We start from the raw sequence: 22,363 nt of genomic DNA on the forward strand, positions 1-22,363 counted from the left end.
GGGCGGCTCGGTGGACGGATCCTGCGTGTTCCCGCTCTGGTGCTGGTCCTGTGCGCGGAGACGCTCGCCCTCGACGTCCACATTGGGCAGGGCGCGGTCCAGCCACTGGGGGAGCCACCAGGCGCTCTTCCCGAGCAGCGCGAGGACGGCGGGGACGATGGCCATGCGGACGATGAACGCGTCGAAGAAGACCGCGGACGCCAGCCCGAGGCCCATCATTTTGATCATGGACTCGCTGGAGCTGATGAAGCCGGCGAAGACGGCCATCATGATGATCGCGGCGGCCGTGACCACGCGTGCGCTGTGTTTGAAACCGGTCACCACCGCCTGCTTGGGCTCCTCACCGTGGACGTAGGCCTCACGCATCCGGGTCACGAGGAACACCTCGTAGTCCATCGCCAGGCCGAAGATCACGCCGATCATGAAGATCGGCACCAACGACATGATCGGGCCGGATTCCTCGACACCGAGCAGACCGGCCAGCCAGCCCCACTGGAAGACCGCGACCACGGCGCCCAGCGCCGCCAGCACCGACAGCAGGAAACCGAGGGCCGCCTTCAGCGGGACGAGGATCGAGCGGAAGACGACCATCAGGAGCAGGAACGCGAGGCCGACCACCAGCGCCAGATAGGGGATCAGCGCGTTGGTCAGCTTCTGCGAGAAGTCGATGTTCATCGCGGTCGTGCCGGTGACCAGCACCCGGGCGTCCGTGTCGGCCTTGATGCCGTCGGCCTTGTCACGGATGGCGTGCACCAGGTCCTCGGTCTGCTTCGAGGATGGCTTGGAGTCCGGGATGACGGTGATCGTCGCCGTGTCGCCGGCCTTGTTGAACAGCGCGGGGGTGACCGTCGCGACGTCCTTCAGGCCCTCGATTTCGTCGGTCACCGTGCTGGCGGCCGCCTTCGGGTCACTGCTTTCCTTCGTGTCGACGACGATCATCAGCGGGCCGTTGAAGCCGGGGCCGAAGCCTTCGGAGAGGAGGTCGTAGGCCTTTCGCTGCGTCGTGGACTCCGGCTTCGTGCTGTCGTCGCCCAGCCCGAGTTGCAGCTGGGTCACCGGGATGGCCATGACCCCCAGGGCGACCACGCCCAGCACCAGGACGGCGGCGGGACGGCGGACGACGAAGCTTCCCCAGCGGGTGCCCATGTTGGGCTTGCCCTCGGTGTTCTGCTGCGCCTTCCTGCCACCGGACCGCTTGCTCTTCTTGCCTGTCGGCTGGATCTTCCGGCCCACGTAGCCGATCATCGCGGGGATCATCGTCAGGGCGATCAGCACCGCGAGCACGACCGTGCACGCCGCAGCGATACCCATTTTGGTCAGCACCGGGACGTCGGCGACCGAGAGGCCGACGAGTGCGATCACGACCGTCAGCCCGGCGAAGACCACTGCCGAGCCCGCCGTACCCGTGGCCCGTCCGACCGCGTCCTCGCGTTCGCGGCCCTCGGCCAGTTCACCCCGGTAGCGGGAGAGGATGAACAGGGCGTAGTCGATACCGACGGCGAGGCCGATCATCATGGCCAGGATGGAGGTGGTGTCGCCGAGGTCGAGCGCGTTTGCGAGGGCCGTGATGCTCGCGACTCCGATACCCACCCCGATGAGGGCGGTCAGCAGCGGCAGTCCGGCCGCGACGAGCGAGCCCAGTGTGACGACGAGGACGACCGCGGCGACGGCGACACCGATGACCTCTCCGATACCGGTCGCGGGCGACTCGTCGAGCACGTCACCGCCGATCTCGACGGTCACCCCGGAGTGCCGGGACTCCTCCACCGTCTTCTCCAGGAAGTCCTTGGTGGAGTCCTTCAGTTCCTTGGCCGGGGCGGTGTACTTCACCTGCGCGTAGGCGATCGTCCCGTCCTTGCTCACCGCGTTGTGCTGTGTGAACGGGTCGGTGACGGAATCGACCTCGGGCCCCTTGCCGAGGTCCTTGACGGTCTGCTCGACGAGGGCCTTGTTGTCGGCGTCTGTCATCTTCTCGCCCGCGGGAGCCTTGAAGACGACGTTCGCGTTCCCTCCGTCGGCGCTCGAGCCAGGCGAACGCTGCGCCAGCAGGTCGTAGGCCTTCTGGGACTCGATGCCGGGGATCGAGAAGGACGATGAGCCTGCTGCGGGCGCGTTGAAGGCCGCGACGCAGGCGGCGGCCAGCAGGGCGCCCCAGAACAGGGCGATGTAGTGCCGTCGCCGGAAGGCGAATCGGCCGAGTTTGTAAAGGAAGGTAGCCACGGGACGTGCTCCGGGTCAGTCGTGGATGGTTCAGGGCAGCGGGCAGACCCGACGACGATGGGGGCCCTCACATGCCCTGGAGGCAGAGGGGAGGTTGCGCCAAGTACGGCTGGAGAGCGGCTTACTGCTGGGGACTCGTAGAAGGGGAGAGCCGGACGCCGAGGGCGGGGAAGAGCACGGCGTCGGCATACTCAGCCAGGAACGCCCGCGTCGGCGGGCGATCGTCGATCAGAGTGCGGGCGAAGTAGCCGCCGATGAGTACGTGCGGCACATAATCCAACGCAGGGTTGTCCGCACGGATCTCGCCTCGGTCGACGGCGCGCTGCAACACCCGGTTGAATTCGGCCTGTTCCGGGTCGATGAGTAATTCCCGGAACGCCCGCCCGAGGTCAGGATTGTGGTGTATCTCCATGGCCAGGCCGCCATCAGCGCGGAGTTCCGTTCCACGGCGGAGTCGTCCTCGATGGACAGCTCAGCCAGGAAGTCTCCCCGCAGCGACCCGGTGTCGACGCCCCTGACGCTGGCGGGCTTGTTGTGACGCATCGCCTTGACGATCAGCTCGGCCTTGCCGCCAACTGCCGGTAGAGCGTCGCCTTGCTGCAGCGGGTGCGTGCGGCCACAGCGTCCATGGTGACGAGCCATAGCCGACCTCGCGAAGCAGATCGAGCACAGCCGCGTACAGCTAGGCCTCGCGTTCGGGTGTGAGCCGGCCGCGACGCGACGTTGCAACCTCGACCATCACGCACCCTATGAACGAAACGGTTTCGTACGGATCACCGCACGGCCATGACCATACGCCACTCAGCATGAAAACGAAACCGTTTCGCACGTTACATCGCGCGTCCGGGCTTACGCGAGCCATGGCGCCCCTCACAATCGACCGCGGGGCCAAGGCTTCGCCGCGCCGGAGCGGACTCGAACCTCAGCGCCTTGCCGCATCGGGTCCGACGTGGGTCGGAGCATGCCGCCGGTGGGACGATGCCGCGGACTAGCACAAGGCCCATCACACCTGGACCTGCGCCACGCCAGCGAAGCCGAACCCGGTGTCCACGCAGCACCGAATCGGATCACGGACGCTCACACCTATGCCCCCGCACCCGATGCGAAAGCGACAGCTCCGGGGCAGAGGCGGCTGGCCGCGTAACTGGTTCCACCCATGGACTGCCCCGGTGACCTGCAGTAAGGAGGCGCCGCGATTGCGGTCGGCCGGGATGCACAGCCGTAGGACCGGGTGGACGCCCTCCCGCTCCAGCGCCAGGGCGCCAAGCCCGGACGACGCCGCCGATTCCGTGGCGTGGCGCACATTTGACCACGGGCTCACCGAAGACCAAAAAATTAGACATCGAGCTGTGTTGTACTTGCCGTTGCGGGAGGCAGCCATGTCGAAACTGACACGTTTCCCCGCGATCTCACCCTCCCCAGGGCCTGAACGAACCCGTACCTGGTGAGGTCGACGTCCAGGACCTGCAGCCCATCCAGGGCGCCGCGCCCGAGACGCTCAACGGCACGCTCCACCGGTGCGGGCCCGAGAACCAGTACCCACCGTGACCCCCTGTGGACAGCCCTTCCAGTACGGCCACGTCGACCACCGAAGCCGCTGGTGCTACTGCAACCGCCGCACTTCCCACGCCCTCCTCTTCCTCCTCGGCTCTAGCAGCCGGGATCCGTGGCTCCGGGAGAACCCCGACCGCTCCGACCTGGGCACTGGAATGCGAGGCGGTCGCGACCACGCTCGCCGAGGTGGAAGAGGAGATCCTGTTGGACGGAGAGCCCCTCCCCCACCTGGGCAACATGCTTCGCGGCTCCGCCTCACTGCCACTCTCACTCAACGCATAGATCCAGCGGCCGTACTTCCGGGAGTACGCGGCGACCCTGGCACCGCGACACCCCTCACCAACGCTCAGACCTCTCCGAAGTGGCCGCCTCATGAAAGTCAACATATGTCCAGTACTCATGACGAAGTGAAACTCGATCTACGGGTGACCGCCCGCTGGGACGGCGCAGAGGACGTGATCGTCCTCGAATTGGCCGATCCGTCCGACGCCGACCTGCCGGAGTGGGCACCCGGTGCACATGTGGACGTTGAACTGGCCGATGGCATGACGCGTCAGTACTCCCTGTGCGGCGCCCTCTCAGACCGGTCGTCCTGGCGGATCGCAGTGCTCCGGGAGCCGACGGGCCGCGGCGGATCTCGCCATGTGCACGAGGCGCTCACCGAGGGCGTCGAGGTTCGCCTCTGCGGGCCGCGCAATCACTTCCCACTCGTGTCGTCACCGCGGTACGTGTTCATCGCTGGAGGAATCGGGATCACTCCGATCGTGCCGATGCTCCGCGCCGCTGACGCAGCCGGCGCGGACTGGGAGCTGCACTACGGCGGACGTAGCCGGCGGTCCATGGCGTTCCTTCAAACGCTCGAGGACACGAGCGGGCACAGGGTGACACCGTATCCGCAGGACGAAGTCGGTCTCATCGACCTGCATCGGATCCTCGGGACCCCTCAACCGGACACGCTCGTGTACAGCTGTGGCCCCGAGCCTCTGCTCAGGGCGGTCGAACAGCACTGTGCGGACTGGCCCGAGGGGACACTGCACCTGGAGCGGTTCAACCCGAGGGATGTCAGCAAGCCCGTGCTCACCGAAACATTCGAAGTGGAGCTGGCCGCAAACGGCGTCACCCTCACCGTGCCTCCGGAGAAGTCCATCCTGGAAGTTGTCGAAGAGGCCGGGATTCCTGTCCTCGCCTCGTGCCGGGAAGGGATATGCGGCACCTGCGAGACACGTGTTCTCGCGGGCGAGGTCGACCATCGTGACTCATTGATGAATCCGTCCGAGCAAGCGACCAACGACGCCATATTCATCTGCGTGTCCCGGGCGGCCTGTCCCAGGCTGCTGCTCGACCTGTGACGACAATGAGAAGACTCGTTGCAAACGATCGAGGCAGCCTAGACGTGTTCCCCCGCCGATACGCGTCCATAGCTGCCCGGCCAGCCCCGACCCACAGGGCCCGTGATCCAGCACGGCCTGGCGGACCGCCTGTTGCTCGGCCGCATCGAGATCCTGATGCTCGCCGATCAGGCGTCCGCGCGGGTGGGTCACGATCGCTTGCCGGCCAGCCACTTCGCCCCCGCTTGTCCGTCGGCGTGGAGATCGTTCGCAGTCGTCGCCGTGACTGTTACGCCGACGTAGCCCGCATCGGAGCCCCGAACGACGTCAGATTCCCGCCCGACCACTGGCACAACCTGGACACGGCCGTGAAGTGTCTGATCAGCCGCGATGGACGTGTGCCTTCGGTACCCGAGCCCGCTCCGAAAGCGGCGCCCGAGGTGGCGAGTCCACCCGCCTCCGTTGGGTGACGACCGACCACCCCGGTCCGTTAAGCGGCACGCAGCCGTCCGCGACCTCCTGGACCACGGTCTGCGCCGCGAGCCGCCGGTCGAGACTGGCCATCAACACCATGCGTCGTCAGGCCCAAACCGACGCCTCGGAAGAACCCACCACCGGCCGAACGCCTGTCGGACGAGGTTCAGCGCCGCCTGGATGGCGGCTGTCATCGTCGGCCCGCGCCGCCTGGCGGCAGAGCTACGGCCAACTCGGTACCCGGACTCGACGATCGCACCACCCATGCCGGGCGAGGGAGCGCGGTCGGGCGCACCACGCCTCGGGCGCAGTGCGTCAACCGACCATCCCTGCTCTCGGTTAGACGCAGGAGGCACCATGGCCCAGTCATGTCCTGAACATGACATTTCCTGCACCTCAATCGCGAGAGACACGAGGTCCGGGACACGCGCTCGGCCAGTCCGCACACCTCCACGGCATCAGCGCCACACGCCGAACACGTCCCAACAACAGTTGACGCCTAGTTCAGCATCCACCTATTGTCCTGTAAAGCAAAACTCTGATCCTGAAAAAGGAGACACGCCATGGCGATCACTGGTCTCGGCCACACCGGTTTCTGGGTTCACGACCTCGACGCGATGCGCGACTTCTACACGCGCGTCCTTGGCCTGACCGTGACCGACGAGGACGAGGAGCTGGGCATCGTCTTCCTCTCCTCCTGCCCTGAGCAGGAGCACCACGAGTTCGTCCTGCAGCGCGGGCGGACCGCCCACGACGGCGCCAAGCTCACGCATCAGGTGTCGTGGCGGGTGGACTCCCTGGAGTCGGTCATCGAGTTCCACCACCGGTTCCGGGCCGAGGGCATCGAGGTGCAGCAGGAAGTCACCCACGGCAACGCAATCGGTATCTACTTCTTCGACCCCGAGGGCAACCGCAACGAGGTGTATCTGCGGGTGGAGCGCGACGTGCGACAGCCGTTCCGCAAGACCCTCAACCTCGACCAGGAGCCCGCCGACGTCATGGCCGACGTGGAGCGGCTGCTGACCGAGGGCGGCCCCGCCTATCAGCCGGTCCAGTAGCCCACCGCGCCCCCACACGCCGCCGACCACTGGAGTCCCACCCATGAGCAACCCCCAGCCACCGCATCCGGAACCGCGGCGAAGATTCGCTTCGGCAGCCCCGGTGCAAGCCGACGTACTCGTGGTCGGTGCCGGTCCGACGGGGCTCACGGCCGCCCATTTGCTCGGCTCGTTCGGCATACGCGTCCTGCTCGTCGAGCGCAATCCGACAACGAGCAACGACGCCAAGGCGATCAGTCTGGACGACGAGTCGCTGCGCACGCTACAAGCGGCCGGCATCGACGGGGCGGTCTACCCGATCATCGTGCCCGGCACGGGAACGAAGTACTTCGGCGTCGGTAACCGACCCCTCGTGCACGCCCGCGGCCTCGGCGACCAGCGGTTCGGGCACCCGTTCAAGAACCCCTTCGCCCAACCCGACCTGGAGCGGGTGTTGGTCGAGGAATTGCGCGGCCGTCCCGACGTCGAAACCCGCTTCTGCACACGGCTGTTCTCGCTGGAACAGCACTCCGACCGGGTACGGGTCGGAGTCGGACCGAGCGATGGCACGGGACCGGTCGAGCACTTCGACGTCTCGTACGTCCTCGGATGCGACGGCGGACGCAGCACCGTCCGGGAACTGCTGTCCATCCCCATGCAGGGGCGCAGCTTTCCCGACGTGTGGCTGGTCGCCGACACACTGGGAGATCCCCACGACCAGCGCTACGGCATGCACATGGGAGACCCCAGCCGCCCCACGGTCATCGTTCCGGGGCGCGACGGCCGGTGCCGCTACGAGTTCCTGCTGCACCCCGGGGAGGGCCTGCCCGGCGATCCTCCACCGTTCGAACTGGTACGCGATCTGTTGCGGCCGTACCGCGAGATCACCCCGGACCAGGTCGAGCGCGCCGTGTCGTACACGTTCCACGCACTGCTGGCCGACCGCCTGCGCGACGGACGCTGCTTTCTTCTGGGCGACGCCGCCCACATGATGCCGCCCTTCGCGGGCCAGGGACTCAACTCCGGCGTGCGAGACGCGGCCAACCTCTGCTGGAAGCTCGCCGACGTCCTGGCCGGACGGGCGGGAGACACCCTGCTCGACACCTACGACACCGAACGCCGCCCACATGCCCAGGCCGTCATCGACCTCTCGGTCCGGCTCGGCCGCATCGTCATGACGACCAGCCGCAGCCGGGCACGGCTGCGCGATCTGCTGGTGCGTAGCGCCATGCACACCCCGCAGGGGCGCCGGTACCTCACCGAGATGCGGTACCGGCCGAACACCCGCGTTCGTTCGGGCGCCGTCGTCCCCTTCGACGGCAAAAAGGGGTCACCGGTGGGCACGTTTCTTCCGCAGCCACGCGTCCTGCACGGTCCGCAGCTCCAGGTGACCCGGCTCGACAACGTGCTCGGCCGTGGCTGGAACCTGCTGGGCGTAGGCCTCAGCGACGCCGACTGGAACACTGCCGCACACACCGGTCTGCCCGCAGGCAAGCGGGTGTCGGTCGTCCTCGACGACCGCTACCCCCGCGACCGCCGGGGGCGCACCGCCGTAGCCGACGCCGACGGCCGACTCCAGGCGCTGTTCGGCGGGCTCACGGGACACTTCCTGCTGGTGCGCCCTGACCGGCTGATCGCGGCCGTGTTCCCAGCCGACCAGGCAGAGCGTGTCTCGCACAGCCTGCGTCGTTTCGCGCCCGCTCCAGGGCGCGATGTCTCCCTTGCCGCGTCAGACGGTCCGGCGGAGATCAGTCACGAGGTCGTCCGACCGCGGCCCGCACCGACCGCACACCCCGTCACCAAGAGCGTTTCCAAGACCCAAGGAGGGCCCCGATGAGGCTCAGCACCGTCCGGCTGCACGACGAGCGCGGCACAGCCGCTGCCCGCCAGGATGGGGACGACCTCGTTCTGCTGCCCTACTCCGACGTCGGCGAACTGCTGTCGAGCGGCGACGACTGGCCTGAACGCACGGCCGCCGAGGACGGCGACCGCATCTCCCTGTCGACCGCGTCCCTCGCTCCCGTCGTCCCTCACCCGAACAAGATCGTGTGTCTGGGCCTCAACTACGCCACGCACATCAAGGAGATGGGCCGCGCGACCCCAGCCCATCCGACACTGTTCGCCAAGTACGACGGCTCCCTCATCGGACCCTACGACGACGTGCACATTCCGCCGGTCAGCGACGACCTGGACTGGGAGGCCGAGCTCGGTGTGGTGATCGGACACCGCGCACGTCACGTGTCGCCGGACCAGGCGCTGGCGCAAGTCGCGGGCTACACCGTCCTCAACGACGTCACCGTCCGGGACTGGCAGCATCGCACCCGTGAGTTCCTGTCCGGCAAAACCTTCGAGGCCACCAGCCCTGTGGGACCCTCGCTCGTCACACCGGACGAACTGCCGCGCGGTGCGTCCGGGCTGACGATCAGCTGCCTCGTGGACGGCACCACGATGCAGAAGTCCAACACGGCAGACCTGCTCTTCGACGTCGCCACGATCATCGCGTACGTCAGCACCATCATCACGCTGCTGCCGGGCGACCTGATCGCCACGGGTACCCCGGGAGGCGTGGGTGCCGGCCGCGACCCCAAGGTCTTTCTCCGGCCGGGACAGGAACTCGTCACGGTCGTCGAGGGGATCGGCGAACTGCGCAATACAGTGGTAAAGGACCGATTGTGACGCCTGGTGCCCAAGACGCCCCGACACCCGTTACGATGTCTCGCATGTCAGGAACGGCGTCCACCAGCTATCGCGAGCGTAACTCCACGGCCGACCGGGCCCTGGACATCCTGCTCATGTTCACCGACACCCACCTCGTCGTCTCCGGCACCGCTGTGGCCGAGCGACTCGGCGTGGCTCGCTCGACCGCGTATCGGTACCTCCAGAGCCTCGTGAGCAGCCGTTTCCTCGAGGAGGCGCCGGGTGGAGGCTTCCGGCTGGGTCTGCGCGTCATGGAGATCGCACGGCTGGCACGCCGCAGCTACGGCCTGTCCGAAGTCGCCCTCCCGGCGATGACGACGCTCGCCGGGGACGTGCAGGAGACGGTCCTGCTCACCAGGCGGACCGGAGAGCTGGTCGTGTGCGTCGATCGGGCCGAAGTAGGGACGGGCGCCGTGCGCATCTCCTACGAGAGGGGCAGCACTCTCCCCCTCAACGCGGGTGCGGCGGCACTCGTCCTGCTGGCCTGGATCCCCGACGAGGAAGCGCGACGGCTTCTTGAATCAGCAGACCTGCGCCGTTTCACTCCCGCTACCCTCACGGACGTCGACACTCTCATGCAGCGACTGGCCCACATCCGGCGCGCCGGCTACTCGGTCACTCGTGGCGAGCTCGACGCCGACGTGATGGGTGTCGCCGCTCCCGTCCGCGACGAGCAGCAGCAGGTGGTGGCAGCGGTGAGCATCGCGGCCTTGGCCTCTCGTGTGTTCCCCGAGGCGGAGGCGGAGCTGGCCCGGAAGGTTCAGGAGACGGCACGGGAGATCAGTGAGCGACTGACAGCCGTCGGGGGCTGACATCCGGGCGGTGCCGAACGAGGTGTACGGACGCTGTGGCGGTTCGGGCTCGAACGAAGGGCCAACGGGGGTCTTTCCCTCGTTGGCGATACACTCCTTCCCAGGCGTGGCGGCCTCCTACCTTCGCTGAAGGAAGTGTCCCGCCCACGGCGGATACCGGGGCCGCCGGCAGCGGTCCCGGTATCCGGCGGTTGTCTCCGGGCCGAGGCCTCGGCCGTGGCCACGCCGCCGGAGAGTCCCCGTCCAGGCCGCAGTCGCAGGCCGCCATCCCATGCCGCCGGGCACCCTGTCGTCCCTGGTAGGCGTTGAAGAAGTGAGTCGGGACGAGGCCGTCGGACGCCTCGATCCACTGGACCACGCTTGTGTGACAGTTGAGCGCCACGAAGCGGGGGATCCCGAAGCGTGGGTCCAATGCGTCGTTGCCCATTGGCATCTCAGGGCCGTCCTCCCTCGATCTTTGGATCAGCGGATGAGCCTGGCCCCTGACTCACCTTCATCATCGTGCAATTCGCCACATTTCATGCAAATACTGTGCTTGCTGCAAGCCTGCCGCGTTCTGGCGCTCCTCCAGAACCGACACTGCAGCACCCTGGGCATGCCGGCACGACGACCGTCGCCGGCACCCTTCGGCATACCGCTTGACATTCAACAGCAATGTCCTGTTAATCAAGATGTGAGTCCTACCTCGCGGGACATCTCAATATTCTCGAGCGGGCCGAGGCCGGGTTCCGACCGAGTGACCAGCGCCACCTGGCGCGATGCCTCCGGGACCGAGGGGCGGCGCAGACGGCGCGCCTTCCTATGTCACCTACGCAGAACGGAACACCATGACCCTTCTCGATGCCGACTGGCAGGAGCGGATCTTCTCGGGCGGATGGGTCAAGGGCTCGGGTGAGCCGTACGACTCCACCGAACCGGCGACCGGAAAGACGCTGGGTCGCGTCGGCGCAGCCACTCCCGCCGATCTGGACCGGGCCGTGGCGCACGCGCAGCAGGCCCAACGCGCATGGGCGGCGGTGCCGTACCTGGAGCGTGCGCAGGTGCTGCGGCGCGCCGCGGCCCTGTTCGAGCGGCACCAGGCGGAGATAGCGGAGTGGATCGTGCGCGAGTCGGGCGCCCCGCGGCTGTTCGCGGACACCCAGGCGACTGATGGTGGGGCCGAGGAGTGCTACGAGGCCGCCGCACTCGCTGCGGCTCCCTTTGGTGAAGTGCTCCGGTCAGCCCAGGATCGTCTGTCGTTCTCGCGGCGGCGCCCGGTGGGCGTGGTCGGTGTCATCTCCCCGTTCAACGCGCCGATGTTGCTGGCCATGCGTGCGGTGGCCCCGGCGCTGGCCCTCGGCAACGCGGTCGTCCTCAAGCCTGATCCGCGCACCGCGATCTGCGGCGGCGTCACCATCGCACGTGTCTTCGAGGAGGCAGGGCTTCCCGACGGTCTCCTGCACGTCCTGCCCGGTGGCGCCGCCGTCGGCGCGGCGCTGGTGAACCACCCGCGCGTGCCCGTCATCGCCTTCACCGGGTCCACCCGGGCGGGGAAGGCCATCGCGGCGGCAGCCGCGCAGCGGCTCAAGCGGGTCCACCTGGAGCTGGGCGGCAACTCGGCGCTGGTCGTCCTGGACGACGCCGACCTCGACAAGGCCGTGTCCGCGGGCGCTTTCGGCTCCTTCTTCAACGCCGGGCAGGTCTGCATGGCCGCCGGCCGTCATCTCGTGCACTCCTCGATCGCCGAGGAGTACACAGCCCGTCTCGCCGAGCACGCCGACGCCACACCCGTGGGTGATCCGATGACCGGCACGGTCCTCATGGGCCCCATGATCGACGAGGGTCAGCTGGGGGCCGTCCATGCCGTGGTCTCCGACAGTGTCACCGCGGGAGCACGGCTCGCTGCCGGTGGTACCCATGAAGGCCTGTTCTACCGGCCCACCGTCCTGGCCGACGTCCCGCTCACCGCCCGCGCCTACGCGGAGGAGATCTTCGGCCCTGTCGCGCCCGTAGTGACCTTCCAGGATCTCGACGAGGCCGCCCGGCTGGCCTCCGACAGCGAGTACGGGCTCTCTCTCGGCATCCTGACCCGCGATGTGGCCAAGGGCCTGGCGCTGGCCGACCGCATCCCGACCGGTCTTGTGCACATCAACGACCAGACAGTGAACGACGAGTCGACCATCCCGTTCGGCGGCGTCGGCGACTCGGGCAACGGCTCCCGCCACGGAGGCGCTGCTGCCAACCTCGAGGCATTCACCGAGCAGCAGTGGGTCACCGTCCGCCAGGAGATCCCCTTCTACCCGTTCTGACCATGGCCTCCCGGACAAGGCGGCCCGGCCAGGGCCACTTCCGCTCCCGCAGACCGACTCTCCCACCCGCACCTGGAGCACTCCGATGACCTCAGTCACCTCCGGGCCGGGTCTGGTCCCACCCGACCCGATGACGATCGCGCCGCGTGCCGTGCTCCGGCCGTCGGTCCCACGGCTGGCACAGGACGCCGCCGGCTGGGCGCACCACAACAAGTTCCTCGACGGCCCCTTCACCCCCTGGACGGAGGAGACCGAGGCCTACGACTTGGAGGTGGACGGGGAGATCCCGGCCGACCTCGCAGGGGCTCTGTTCCGGGTCTCGTCCAACCCCCGTTTCCAGCCTCGCGATCCCGGCCGCTATCACTGGTGGGAGGGTGACGGCATGGTGTGCGGAATCTATCTGCGCGGGGGCCGGGCCGCGTTCCGCACCGGCTGGGTGATGACCGATTCTGAAGTTCGAGGTCGAGCAGGGCAAGGCCGTCTACAGCGGATTCGTCAACGGCGGCACCCCCGGTCCGCTCCCCCAGGGCGCTCCCCCCCGCGAAGAACGTGGCGAACACCAACGTCGGTGTCTTCGGTGGCCACCTGCTCGCCTATTACGAGGGCGGTCTGCCGTAGGCGATGCACCCCGAGACCTGGAGACGTACGGCACCCGCGATTTCCACGGCGGCATCGACGTACTGTGCACCGCCCACTACAAGATCGACCCTGACAGCGGCGACATGCTCTTCTTCTCCGCGACCGGGCCGGTCGTCACCTGGTACCGGGCGGACGTGAAGACCGGGCAGTCGTGGAAAGCCACAGCCTCGACATCAAAGTGCCCGTGCTGATGCACGACTTCGCCGTCAGCGACCATTACGCGATCTTCTTCGTCACACCCGCCCAGTTCCGGCTGGACCACATCATGCAGGGAAAGCCGGGAGTCGTCTGGGACGAGGCATCGCTCCCACACGGCGTACAGATCGTGCTCATGGACCGCCGCACCCACACCGTCACCTGGCACGAGGTGGGCGGCCACTGGGCCAACACGTCCGAAAGGGGAGCCGCTCGAGGTCGAGGACCACAGCTTTTTCACCGGCCCGAAGGGTGAGACCGCCATCCCCTACGGCGTCTACGACCTTGCGACCGACGCCGGCTGGGTCAGTGTCGGCGTCGATCACGACACCTCCGCATTCGCCGTCGCTGCGATCCGCCGCTGGTGGCTGGCTCGCGGCCGTCTCGACTACCCCGCCGCGACCCGACTGCTGATCACCGCGGACGCGGGCGGCTCCAACAGCTACCGCTATCGGGCTTGGAAGGCCGAACTCGCCGAACTCGCCACCCAGACCGGTCTGGCGATCACTGTGTGCCACTTCCCACCGGGCACCTCGAAGTGGAACAAGATCGAGCACCGGCTGTTCTCCCAGATCACCATGAATTGGCGGGGCCGCCCACTGACCAGCCACGAAGTCGTCGTCAACGCGATCGCGTCCACTCGGACCCGCACCGGACTGCGCGTCGAGGCTGCACTCGACCCCGCGGCCTACCCTCTGGGCGTCGCAGTGAGCAAAGCCCGCATGGACGCCTTGCCCCTTCAGCCCCACGAAGTACGCGGCACCTGGAACTACACCCTCCACCCCGCGAACACATCGTCCTTGCCTGGCCAAGACGATGCGGCGGCAACCGGCCGCGCAGCGGCCCTCGAACTCCTGGACGATCCCCGGCTGACCGGCATGACCGCAGGCGAACTCGACACGCTAGCCGAGCAGCTGGCGCTGGCCCGACAAGCGCAGTGGGAACAGCGACGCTACCAAGAGCGCGGCGGCCGACGTCGGCACAAGCCCGGCTTCCAGGGCAAGAAACCCCTGCTCTGCGGTCGCGACCGCATCCTGATCACACTCCTTTACCTGCGCCAGGTCTGCCCGCAGCACGTCCTGTCGGACATGCTGGAGATCAACCCGAACACCATCAGCCAGGCGATCGCCGAGACCCGGCAATTGCTGGACGAGCACAAGGTCACCGTCGAGCCCACCACCCTGCTGTTCACCAACCCCAAGCAGGTGACGGCATTCGTGCGGACCGGCGCGCTCGCTCCGCGCAGCCGGCCGGCCCTGCCCGAGCAACTGTCCCACCCCGCACTGACCGGAATGAGCCGTGCCGAACTGGACATGCTCGTTGACCAACTCTCCGTGCGGCAAGCAGCGCGAGTGGAACGGCGACGTCACATGCACCGGGGCGGACCCCGCCAACCCGGCACCCGGGGCGGGGTGTTCGGCTAGAAGATCACCGACGCGGAGCGCGTCCTGGCCGCTGTCCTCTTTCACCGCCGCGTCTGCACCGGCGAGGTGTTGGTCGAACTGTTTCAGGTCAGTCGGCGCACCATCGGCAATGCCTTCCTCGACGTTCGCCCGCTCCTCGAAGAGGACGGCTTCCACCTGCCGCAAGCCCAAACACCGAACCGCCGAGGCCCTCCTCGCCTCGGTTCCCCCGCCCAAAACATCGGCAGAATCACCGCGTTCATTCCATACAGGCCCACTACGCCCGCGCACTGCTCAGCCAGGTCCCCAAGTCGGCCCAGCCGTGGGTGGCCACCCTGCTGCGGACCGTCTTCGAACAACCCGACACCGACGCCGTCCAGGCCCAGATGCGACACGTCCTCGATGCCCTGGAGGCCAAATTCCCCAAGGCAGCAGCCCACTTGGACGCCGCCCAGGGCGACGTGCTGGCCTTCACCGCGTTCCCGCGGGAGATCTGGCGGCAGATCTGGTCGAACTGTGAGGCTTGCCGGGCAACGCTCCCGTGTCGTGGTCTGGCCCGTGGTCTAACTGGCACCCGTGCCTATGGATTGATCTGCCGGCCACGGCACGGTGCGTTCGCTTCCCATTGCGACCGGACTGCCTTGTCCCGATAGGGGCCTTGCCACCGCTGGCGCCATCACAGTTCTGACTGGCAGCCCGGATCGTCCCGACTCATACGATTGAGGACTTCCGTGGCCGTGACCAGTGGGCATACCACCGTCGTGTCCCTGCCCGTGCAACCCGAGCTCATCTTGGGCGTCGACACCCACAAGGACCTCCACGTGGCAGCGCTGATCACCGGCACCGGAGTTCTCCTGGGACACGAGACTTTCCCGGCCACATCGGCTGGCTACGACCTGCTGACGACGTGGGCCCGCTCGCACGGCTTGGTGCGCAAGGCCGGCGTGGAATGCACCGGCTCCTACGGAGCCGGGCTGACACGCCATCTTCGCAAGGAACAAATCACCGTCACGGAGGTCAATCAGCCCGACAAGGCGGCACGTCGACGCCACGGCAAGAGCGATCCAGTCGACGCCGAAGCCGCAGCGCGCGCAGTACTCAGCGGACGGGCAACAGCGGTCCCCAAGTCTGCCGACGGCCCCATCGAGGACCTGCGCGCCTACAAGATCGCCAAAGACTCCGCGGTCAAGGCCCGAACGCAGGCGATCAACCAGCTCAAGGCCGTCCTGGTCACAGCCCCAGCTGACCTGCGCGAACAGCTCTCTGCCCTCAGCAACCCCCGACTCATCCACGCCTGCACAGACCTGGACCCCGCCTGCCGCCATCAGGCCGTGGCCTACACCCTGCAGCTCCTGGCCCGCCGCATCCAGCACCTCACCGACGAGGTTCGCGAACTCACCCGCCGCATCACCGCCACCATCCAGCTCCACACGCCAGCCCTCCTGGAAGTTACTGGCGTCGGGCCCGACAGCGCGGCCGTTCTCCTCATCACCGCAGGTGACAACCCCGAACGGCTGGCCAGCGAAGCATCCTTCGCGGCGTTGTGCGGTGTCAGCCCGGTCGAAAGGTCATCCGGCAAGACCCAGCGCCGGCGCCTGAACCGCGGCGGTGACCGCCAAGCCAACGCCGCCCTCTACCGCATCACACAAAGCCGCCTGCACTGGGACAGCCGCACCCGCGCCTACCTTGAACGACGCGTCCAAGAGGGCAAGAGCCGCCGCGAGATCATCCGATGCCTCAAGCGCTACATCGCCCGCGAAATTTACAACCACCTGCGGGGCCTCCCTGCCCACGTCCGCCAGCCGCAGGCAGCTTGACGAACCATAGGGGCATCAACCCGCAGGAACGACTCAACAAGGAGATCCGCCGCCGTACCGACGCGGTCGGCATCTTCCCCGACCGCACCGCCCTGATCCGCCTGGTCGGCGCGGTGCTGGCCGAGCAGAACGACGAGTGGACCGAAGCCCGCCGCTACATGGGACTCGACCTCCTGGCCAAGGCCCGCCTCCACCCGATCGAGTCAGAAACCGACGACACCGTCCTCCCGACCGAACTCACCGCATAGCCTCGAAACGAGATCACCGAGTGGCCGTCGATACACCACTCCAGCGGACGTGACCGCGATGCGCGCGAGAACCATTCGATCCCATACGATGCCGAAAGTCCTCGGCGACCAGCGCGGCCGCACAGACACAGAGGCACAGCGTCGTGGAGGAGCGGCGCAATCCTCTCGCTCCGATGTGTTCCATACGTTCAGGGCGCCAAGTGCCGAGCAGATGGGGGCGTTGAATCGGACGGATCGGAGAGCGGCATTCGACAGGGGTGCTCCTTGGGTCCAGCCCCAACCGCATGACCGTCATCACCAAGGCCGTCCTCACCCTGGAGAGGCAACGCTGGAAGACCAGTGACTACTCCAGTCGACGGGAAACCATCTCTCGCGGTTGCTGCTGCAGGCGAGTATCCCGATTCCCTTGTCAGCTACGGCTCGTGCAGCAGACGATGAGGGCATGGACGGGGAGACGGCCAGGCGCATCATCCGGTCCCAGGACGAGGAGGTTCGGGCACGACTGCGACAGATGCTGGCCGAGCGCGGCCGTAAGGCTCAGGCCGTCGCGGCAGCCCTCCGCCCGTGGCGGAACGGTTCAGCCACCACCCTCTTCACGGGACGCGCAAAACCCGAAGCTCTCCGCGCGCTCGCCGATGCAAGCAGATGGGCATCTGCCAACCGAGGACTGCCGGGAGGGCTGCGTTACATGATCGCGGTCTCCGGCCACGAGTACGGCAGCCTCGGCAGCTCCGAAGTGGACCTGCACTACGAGGCGCGGGACCTTGAGCGCTTCCGGCAGGGAGACGCCGACGCCGCGAGAGCCATAGAGAACGTCTATCTCCTGGCCGAGCAGATAGCGGAGAACTGCCGGGGAGCACGGATAGTCGGGTCGGCGCTCGACATCCCAGATGAGTTCCACCCGCCCCGGTACGGGCAGCTGCTCGAGGGAACGCTCGCCCGGCTTGTCGCTGAAGACCTCGCCGACCACATCAACACAGGTCGGGCACTGGAGGAGCGGCTGACCGTCGGTGGGGTCGGGGAGACGACCGTGCAGTCCTGGCGCGCGAAGGTGCTGGAGTCGACCGCCATCCCTTATCTACTCGGCTTTATGGATCTGACCCGGGGCCTGGGAGCCTGTGAGAGTCCGGTCGTCACCGATCCGGTGGTCTTGAGCCGGGCCTATCTGGCTCTTGGGCTTGCCTACTTGGAAGAGGTGCAACAGCGCATGCCGGACTATGCCGAGGCGTCGGGGCAAGCAGTGCCCGAACCCCGCATCTCGTTGTCCTTCAGCGGGGGGACCTTCTACGGCGGTCAGTTCGCCGCACAGATTGCGAACATCGACTCCACGATCGCCGGTGTCGTTCAGCACGGCAGCCCAGATGTGGCCGAGGCTCTGAAGGAGTTGGAGCAGGCCGTGCTGCACCAGGCCGGCTTGGACGAAGACGAGCGGCGGGACCTGCTCGACAATGTCGGGTATCTCGCCGAGGCCGCGCAGACTCCTTCTGAACAACGAAACCGTGGAATCATCAGATCGGTACTCTCATCCTTGACAGTTGCGGCAGCCAGCGGCGAGGAACTGCGCCGGGCCATGGACGCCTGGGGCGGAGTGCTTCACGGCCTTCTGCCCTGAAGGAGGGCGTCTCGGCCGCGGCCACGACCTGACCGGGCTCGCGTGCCCACCGGACACCGGGTCTGCGAGTGCCAGGACGTCCCGGCCCTTGTCGACCGTGCCTACCTTGGCGCCAGTCTGGTGACGGCCCCCTCAGACGCCCGCCGGGCCGCGATCTCACCGGAACAAGCGAACCCACAACCGCGCCCTGTCCGCGGCACAAGCCACGCCGGTCGAGCGCGGCGTCGCACGACTGAAGGCGTGGCGAGTTCCGCAGGGCCCGGCGCAGCCCGAACCGAATGTCGTCAATCGCCACGGCTGTCCTCGCCCTGGAGAGGCAACGCTGAAAAGGCTCAGTGATGAACCGCTTCGTCGAGTTCATCGACACGGGCAACGAGGATCTCGCCCGCGAGGTCATTTCTCCGGACGCGGTGTTCCACACGCCACGCCACCCGGAACCACTGCGGGGGCCCGATGGGTACATGAAAGTCCTCGGGATGATGCGCAGCGCCTTGCCCGACGTCCAGTGGACGCTGGAGGAGACGGTCGCCGAAGGCGACACCGTGGCCGTGCGGTTCACCAAGCGGGGAACCCACGACGGTGAATTCTTCGGGATCCCGGCGAGCGGCAACAAGATCTCGGTGCAGGCCATGAACTTCTACTACCTGGCCGACGGCCGGATCGTCGGCGAACGGGGCCAGCCCGACCTCCTCGGGGTGATGCAGCAGATCGGTGCCATACCGGCGCCGTGAACCTCGTAGCGCCGGGTGAGCCTTCTGCCGCGCGGGATTGCCGCTGCCGGGAGGGGGCCGTACGGCGCGGTGGCAGAGGGCGAACGCCCACACCGTGGTGCGGGAGGCCGACGCCGGTCAGCGCAAGAGGTTGGTCTTCCATATGAGTTCCCTGCCATCCAACCCAGCCGACGCAGGCCACAGCGCCCGGGCCGCAGGAAGCGTCACTCGACTGCAACGGGCGGATGGTGCTCGCCGTGGATGTGAGCAACTGGCTGCGTCCCGACGCCCCCAAAAGCCCGGAGCAGAGCGTGAGGTGATCGACGATTCCAGCGCAGAGCATCACCCCGTGTGGTAAATGGGCAGCCCGAACACAGCTGCCCGCCTCGACAACCCGTACGGGTTGTCGAGGCGGGCAGGTTCATAGGGAGTGTGAGGTGGCGAGGTCGGGGTGGGTGCGACCGGGCGGTTCGGCCATGCCAGGCCGCGCCCGTGGTTACAGAGTGCGGGCCAGGCGGTCGGTGAGCAGCCGGGTGAAGCGGGCCGGGTCGGGCAGGTCGCCCCCTTCGGCGAGCAGCGCGCTGCCGTATATCAGCTCGGCGATCTCCGCCAGTGCGGGGTCGTCGGCGCCTGCGTCGTGTGCTGTGCGCAGGGCGGTGATCAGCGGGTGTGCGGGGTTGAGTTCCAGGATCCTCTTGACGGTGGGCAGTTGCTGTCCCATCGCCCGGTACATCTTCTCCAGGGTCGGTGTCACGTCGTGGGCGTCGCCGACGATGCAGGCTGCCGAGGTCGTCAGGCGTGACGACAGGCGGACCTGCTTGACCTGCTCGGACAGGGTGGTGGTCAGCCACGGCAGCAGGGCGGCGAAGTCCTGCTCGCGCTGGGCCTTCTCGGCGTCGGTTTCCTGGTCGCCGTCGGCGGACTCGTCGAGGTCGACCTGGCCCTTGGCGATGGACTGCAGACGGTGGCCCTCGAAGGACGGGATCCGGTCCACCCACACCTCGTCGATGGGGTCGGTGAGGATCAGGACCTCGTACCCCTTGGCGGCGAAGGCTTCCATGTGCGGGGAGTTCTCCACCATCGCGCGGGTCTCGCCGGTCAGGTAGTAGATGGTGTCCTGGCCGTCCTTCATGCGCTCGACGTACTCGCGCAGCGTGGTGGTCTTCTCTGGGTCGTGTGTGGAGGCGGCCGACACCAGCTCAAGCAGGGCCTCGGTGTTGTCCGTGTCCTCGACCAGGCCTTCCTTCAGCGCCCGGCCGAACTGCGCCCACACCTTCGCGTAGCGCTCGGCGTCCTTGGACTGCATGTCCTTGATGGCGCCGAGGACCTTCTTGACCAGGCGTCGGCGCACGCCGCGGATCTGGCGGTCGTGCTGGAGGATCTCGCGGGAGACGTTCAACGACAGGTCGTGGGCGTCCACGACACCCTTGACGAAGCGCAGGTAGTGGGGCATGAGCGCTTCGCAGTCGTCCATGATGAACACCCGCTTGACGTACAGCTGGACGCCGCGCTTGGTCTCGCGGGAGAACAGATCGAAGGGTGCCTGCGAGGGGATGAACAGCAGCGCCTCGTACTCGAAGGTGCCCTCGGCACGCATATGGATCGTCTCGGCCGGCGCCAGCCAGTCGTGGCTGATCTGCTGGTAGAACTCGTGGTACTCGCCCTCGGTCACCTCGCTGCGCGGCCGGGCCCACAGCGCCTTCATCGAGTTGAGCGTGTCGACGTCGTGGGTGGTCTCGCCCCCGGTGTCGGTGCGCTCGGTGGCCATCCGGATCGGCCAGCGGATGAAGTCCGAGTACTGCTTGACGATCTGACGGATCTTCGACTCGGACAGGTAGTCGGCGAGCCCGTCCTCGTTGTCGGCGGGCTTGAGGTGCAGGGTGACCGAGGTGCCCACGGGCAGGCCGTCGACGGCCTGGAGGTCGTAGGTGCCCTCGCCGTCGGACTCCCACTGGGCGCCGGAGTCGGTGCCGGCCCGCCGGGTGCGCAGGGTGACGTTGTCGGCAACCATGAACGCCGAGTAGAAGCCGACGCCGAACTGCCCGATCAGGCTCTCGGCGGTGGCGGCGTCCTTGGACTCCTTGATCTTCTCCAGCAGGCCGGCGGTGCCGGACTTGGCGATCGTGCCGATCAGCTCCACGAGATCGTCCCGGGTCATGCCGATCCCGTTGTCACGGACGGTCAGTGTGCGGGCGTCCTTGTCGACCTCCAACGAGATGTGCAGGTCGGTGGTGTCGATCTCGACGAGGCTGGAGTCGGTCAGCGATTCCAGCCTCAGCTTGTCCAAGGCGTCGGAGGCGTTCGAGATCAGCTCGCGCAGGAAGATGTCCTTGTTGGAGTAGATCGAGTGAATCACCAGTTGGAGCAACTGGCGGGTCTCGGCCTGAAATTCCAGCGTCTCGACACTGCTACCCATGTAGGTCTCTTTCTGTGGGAACGTCATGAACGGATTGGACTCGGGCCGAGACAGATCGTTGCCCGCCGTCGGCATGGTTCGGGGCGGGCCCGACTGCACCCGCACTTTGTGACTCTCTGTGGTGGGAGTCAGTCATCGTCAGCTGCTGTCGTCGCGAGCCGGTCATCTAGAGCGTCCAGGCGTGTGACGAGGTCGGTGTGGTGGGCATCGAGGTAGGGGCGCATGCCGGTCAGGGGGGCAATGAGCTCGGCGGCGTCGGTGGCGCCGAGGGCGGCATGCAGGGCGGCCTGGGCTGAGCGCGCTTCGGGCGCGAGGTGGGCGAGGGCGGTGATCTGTCCGGCGAGGCGGCGCAGGTCGGCGGCGTTGGCGCGGGCCCATGCAGCAGTGGCGCGTTCGGCGGCCCTGGCCTGGCGGGTGGCCGTCACACGCTGCTCGCCGGTGGTGCCGACGGCGCCGGGGCGGCCGCGCAGGTAGCGGCGTTCGGCGGCCTGGCGGCTGGCGACGCCGAGGGGGTGGGCGAGGTCGGCCCAGCTGGCGCCCGCCTCGCGGGCGGTCTCGATCAGGCCGGTCTCCCAGCCGGCGAGCTGCTCGCGCACCTGCCGCAGCAGCATCAGGGAGGCCAGTGCCTGCTCGGGATGGGGGCCGACGGCGTCGGGGGTCTCGTGCTGGGCATGGCGCAGGGCGTCGTCTATGGCGGCAAGGGCCGCAGCGGCGGCGAGAAAGGACGCCGGGCTGTGGGCGTCAGTGCTGGTCGGGGTCGGCTGGTCGGCCGGAGTCAACGGGCACCTCCCTCTACTGTCATCATTTGGACGACACCATGTTTGTCATCGCTTGGATGACATGTTACAACGGTGTCAGTGAGGCGCATTGGCAGCCACTGCCCGAACCTCTGGAGGTGTTTCCGATGTTGATG

At 67.5% G+C, this 22,363-nt stretch carries 12 protein-coding genes and 7 pseudogenes; 15 read left to right on the plus strand and 4 right to left on the minus strand.

Annotation, left to right across the window (positions count from 1 at the left end; all coding sequences use genetic code 11):
* Window positions 1-18: 18 nt before the first annotated feature.
* Together ACZ4UV_RS24645 and ACZ4UV_RS24650 are read right to left on the minus strand one after the other, a co-directional pair.
* A pseudogene (locus tag ACZ4UV_RS24645) lies at window positions 19-2,220 on the minus strand (MMPL family transporter); the annotation flags it as partial.
* Between the two features lie 121 nt (window positions 2,221-2,341).
* Window positions 2,342-2,902, minus strand: a pseudogene (locus ACZ4UV_RS24650) (TetR/AcrR family transcriptional regulator).
* A gap of 1,258 nt (window positions 2,903-4,160) precedes the next feature.
* On the opposite strand from ACZ4UV_RS24650, the gene ACZ4UV_RS24655 reads away from it, so the two are divergent.
* From ACZ4UV_RS24655 to ACZ4UV_RS24725, 15 genes and pseudogenes are all read left to right on the plus strand, one after another.
* Complete coding sequence (locus ACZ4UV_RS24655; protein ID WP_451020721.1) at window positions 4,161-5,123, plus strand: PDR/VanB family oxidoreductase; 963 nt, start codon at window positions 4,161-4,163, stop codon at window positions 5,121-5,123.
* A gap of 1,016 nt (window positions 5,124-6,139) precedes the next feature.
* The gene (locus ACZ4UV_RS24660) at window positions 6,140-6,634 is read left to right on the plus strand and encodes a VOC family protein (RefSeq protein ID WP_451020722.1); all 495 of its coding nucleotides are present in this window, start codon (window positions 6,140-6,142) and stop codon (window positions 6,632-6,634) included.
* Between the two features lie 43 nt (window positions 6,635-6,677).
* Window positions 6,678-8,450, plus strand: a complete 1,773-nt coding sequence (locus ACZ4UV_RS24665) for an FAD-dependent monooxygenase (protein WP_467840666.1) — start codon at window positions 6,678-6,680, stop codon at window positions 8,448-8,450.
* The gene (locus ACZ4UV_RS24670) at window positions 8,447-9,289 is read left to right on the plus strand and encodes a fumarylacetoacetate hydrolase family protein (protein WP_451020724.1); all 843 of its coding nucleotides are present in this window, start codon (window positions 8,447-8,449) and stop codon (window positions 9,287-9,289) included. The genes ACZ4UV_RS24665 and ACZ4UV_RS24670 overlap by 4 nt, the downstream gene beginning before the upstream one ends.
* Window positions 9,290-9,333: 44 nt before the next feature.
* The gene (locus tag ACZ4UV_RS24675) at window positions 9,334-10,122 is read left to right on the plus strand and encodes an IclR family transcriptional regulator (protein ID WP_451020725.1); all 789 of its coding nucleotides are present in this window, start codon (window positions 9,334-9,336) and stop codon (window positions 10,120-10,122) included.
* A gap of 827 nt (window positions 10,123-10,949) precedes the next feature.
* Complete coding sequence (locus ACZ4UV_RS24680) at window positions 10,950-12,410, plus strand: aldehyde dehydrogenase family protein (protein ID WP_451020726.1); 1,461 nt, start codon at window positions 10,950-10,952, stop codon at window positions 12,408-12,410.
* Window positions 12,411-12,540: 130 nt separating this feature from the next.
* Window positions 12,541-13,122, plus strand: coding sequence for a carotenoid oxygenase family protein (locus ACZ4UV_RS24685; RefSeq protein WP_467840739.1), 582 nt, complete (start codon window positions 12,541-12,543; stop codon window positions 13,120-13,122).
* Window positions 13,091-13,500: pseudogene (locus ACZ4UV_RS24690) on the plus strand (carotenoid oxygenase family protein). The gene ACZ4UV_RS24685 and the pseudogene ACZ4UV_RS24690 overlap by 32 nt, the downstream one beginning before the upstream one ends.
* Window positions 13,445-14,164: pseudogene (locus tag ACZ4UV_RS24695) on the plus strand (ISAzo13 family transposase); the annotation flags it as partial. The pseudogenes ACZ4UV_RS24690 and ACZ4UV_RS24695, both read left to right, overlap by 56 nt.
* 752 nt (window positions 14,165-14,916) lie before the next feature.
* Window positions 14,917-15,162, plus strand: a pseudogene (locus ACZ4UV_RS24700) (transposase); the annotation flags it as partial.
* A 216-nt stretch (window positions 15,163-15,378) separates the two neighbouring features.
* Complete coding sequence (locus ACZ4UV_RS24705) at window positions 15,379-16,464, plus strand: IS110 family RNA-guided transposase (RefSeq protein WP_467840670.1); 1,086 nt, start codon at window positions 15,379-15,381, stop codon at window positions 16,462-16,464.
* Window positions 16,465-16,481: 17 nt separating this feature from the next.
* Window positions 16,482-16,712: pseudogene (locus ACZ4UV_RS24710) on the plus strand (transposase); the annotation flags it as partial.
* 442 nt (window positions 16,713-17,154) lie between these two features.
* Entirely contained in the window at window positions 17,155-18,324 is a 1,170-nt protein-coding gene (locus tag ACZ4UV_RS24715) for a hypothetical protein (protein WP_451023061.1), read from the plus strand.
* Window positions 18,325-18,337: 13 nt separating this feature from the next.
* Window positions 18,338-18,650, plus strand: a pseudogene (locus ACZ4UV_RS24720) (transposase family protein); the annotation flags it as partial.
* Window positions 18,651-18,662: 12 nt separating this feature from the next.
* The gene (locus ACZ4UV_RS24725) at window positions 18,663-19,055 is read left to right on the plus strand and encodes an ester cyclase (RefSeq protein WP_451023062.1); all 393 of its coding nucleotides are present in this window, start codon (window positions 18,663-18,665) and stop codon (window positions 19,053-19,055) included.
* Between the two features lie 475 nt (window positions 19,056-19,530).
* Here ACZ4UV_RS24725 and htpG read toward each other — a convergent pair whose 3' ends face one another.
* On the minus strand, window positions 19,531-21,450 hold the full coding sequence (gene htpG / locus ACZ4UV_RS24730) for a molecular chaperone HtpG (RefSeq protein ID WP_467840674.1): 1,920 nt from the start codon (window positions 21,448-21,450) through the stop codon (window positions 19,531-19,533).
* A gap of 128 nt (window positions 21,451-21,578) precedes the next feature.
* Window positions 21,579-22,229 (minus strand): type III effector protein, encoded by a 651-nt coding sequence (locus tag ACZ4UV_RS24735; protein WP_451023169.1) that lies wholly within the window; start codon window positions 22,227-22,229, stop codon window positions 21,579-21,581.
* Window positions 22,230-22,363: the final 134 nt, after the last annotated feature.

This window comes from Streptomyces sp. NPDC028289, assembly GCF_055565975.1.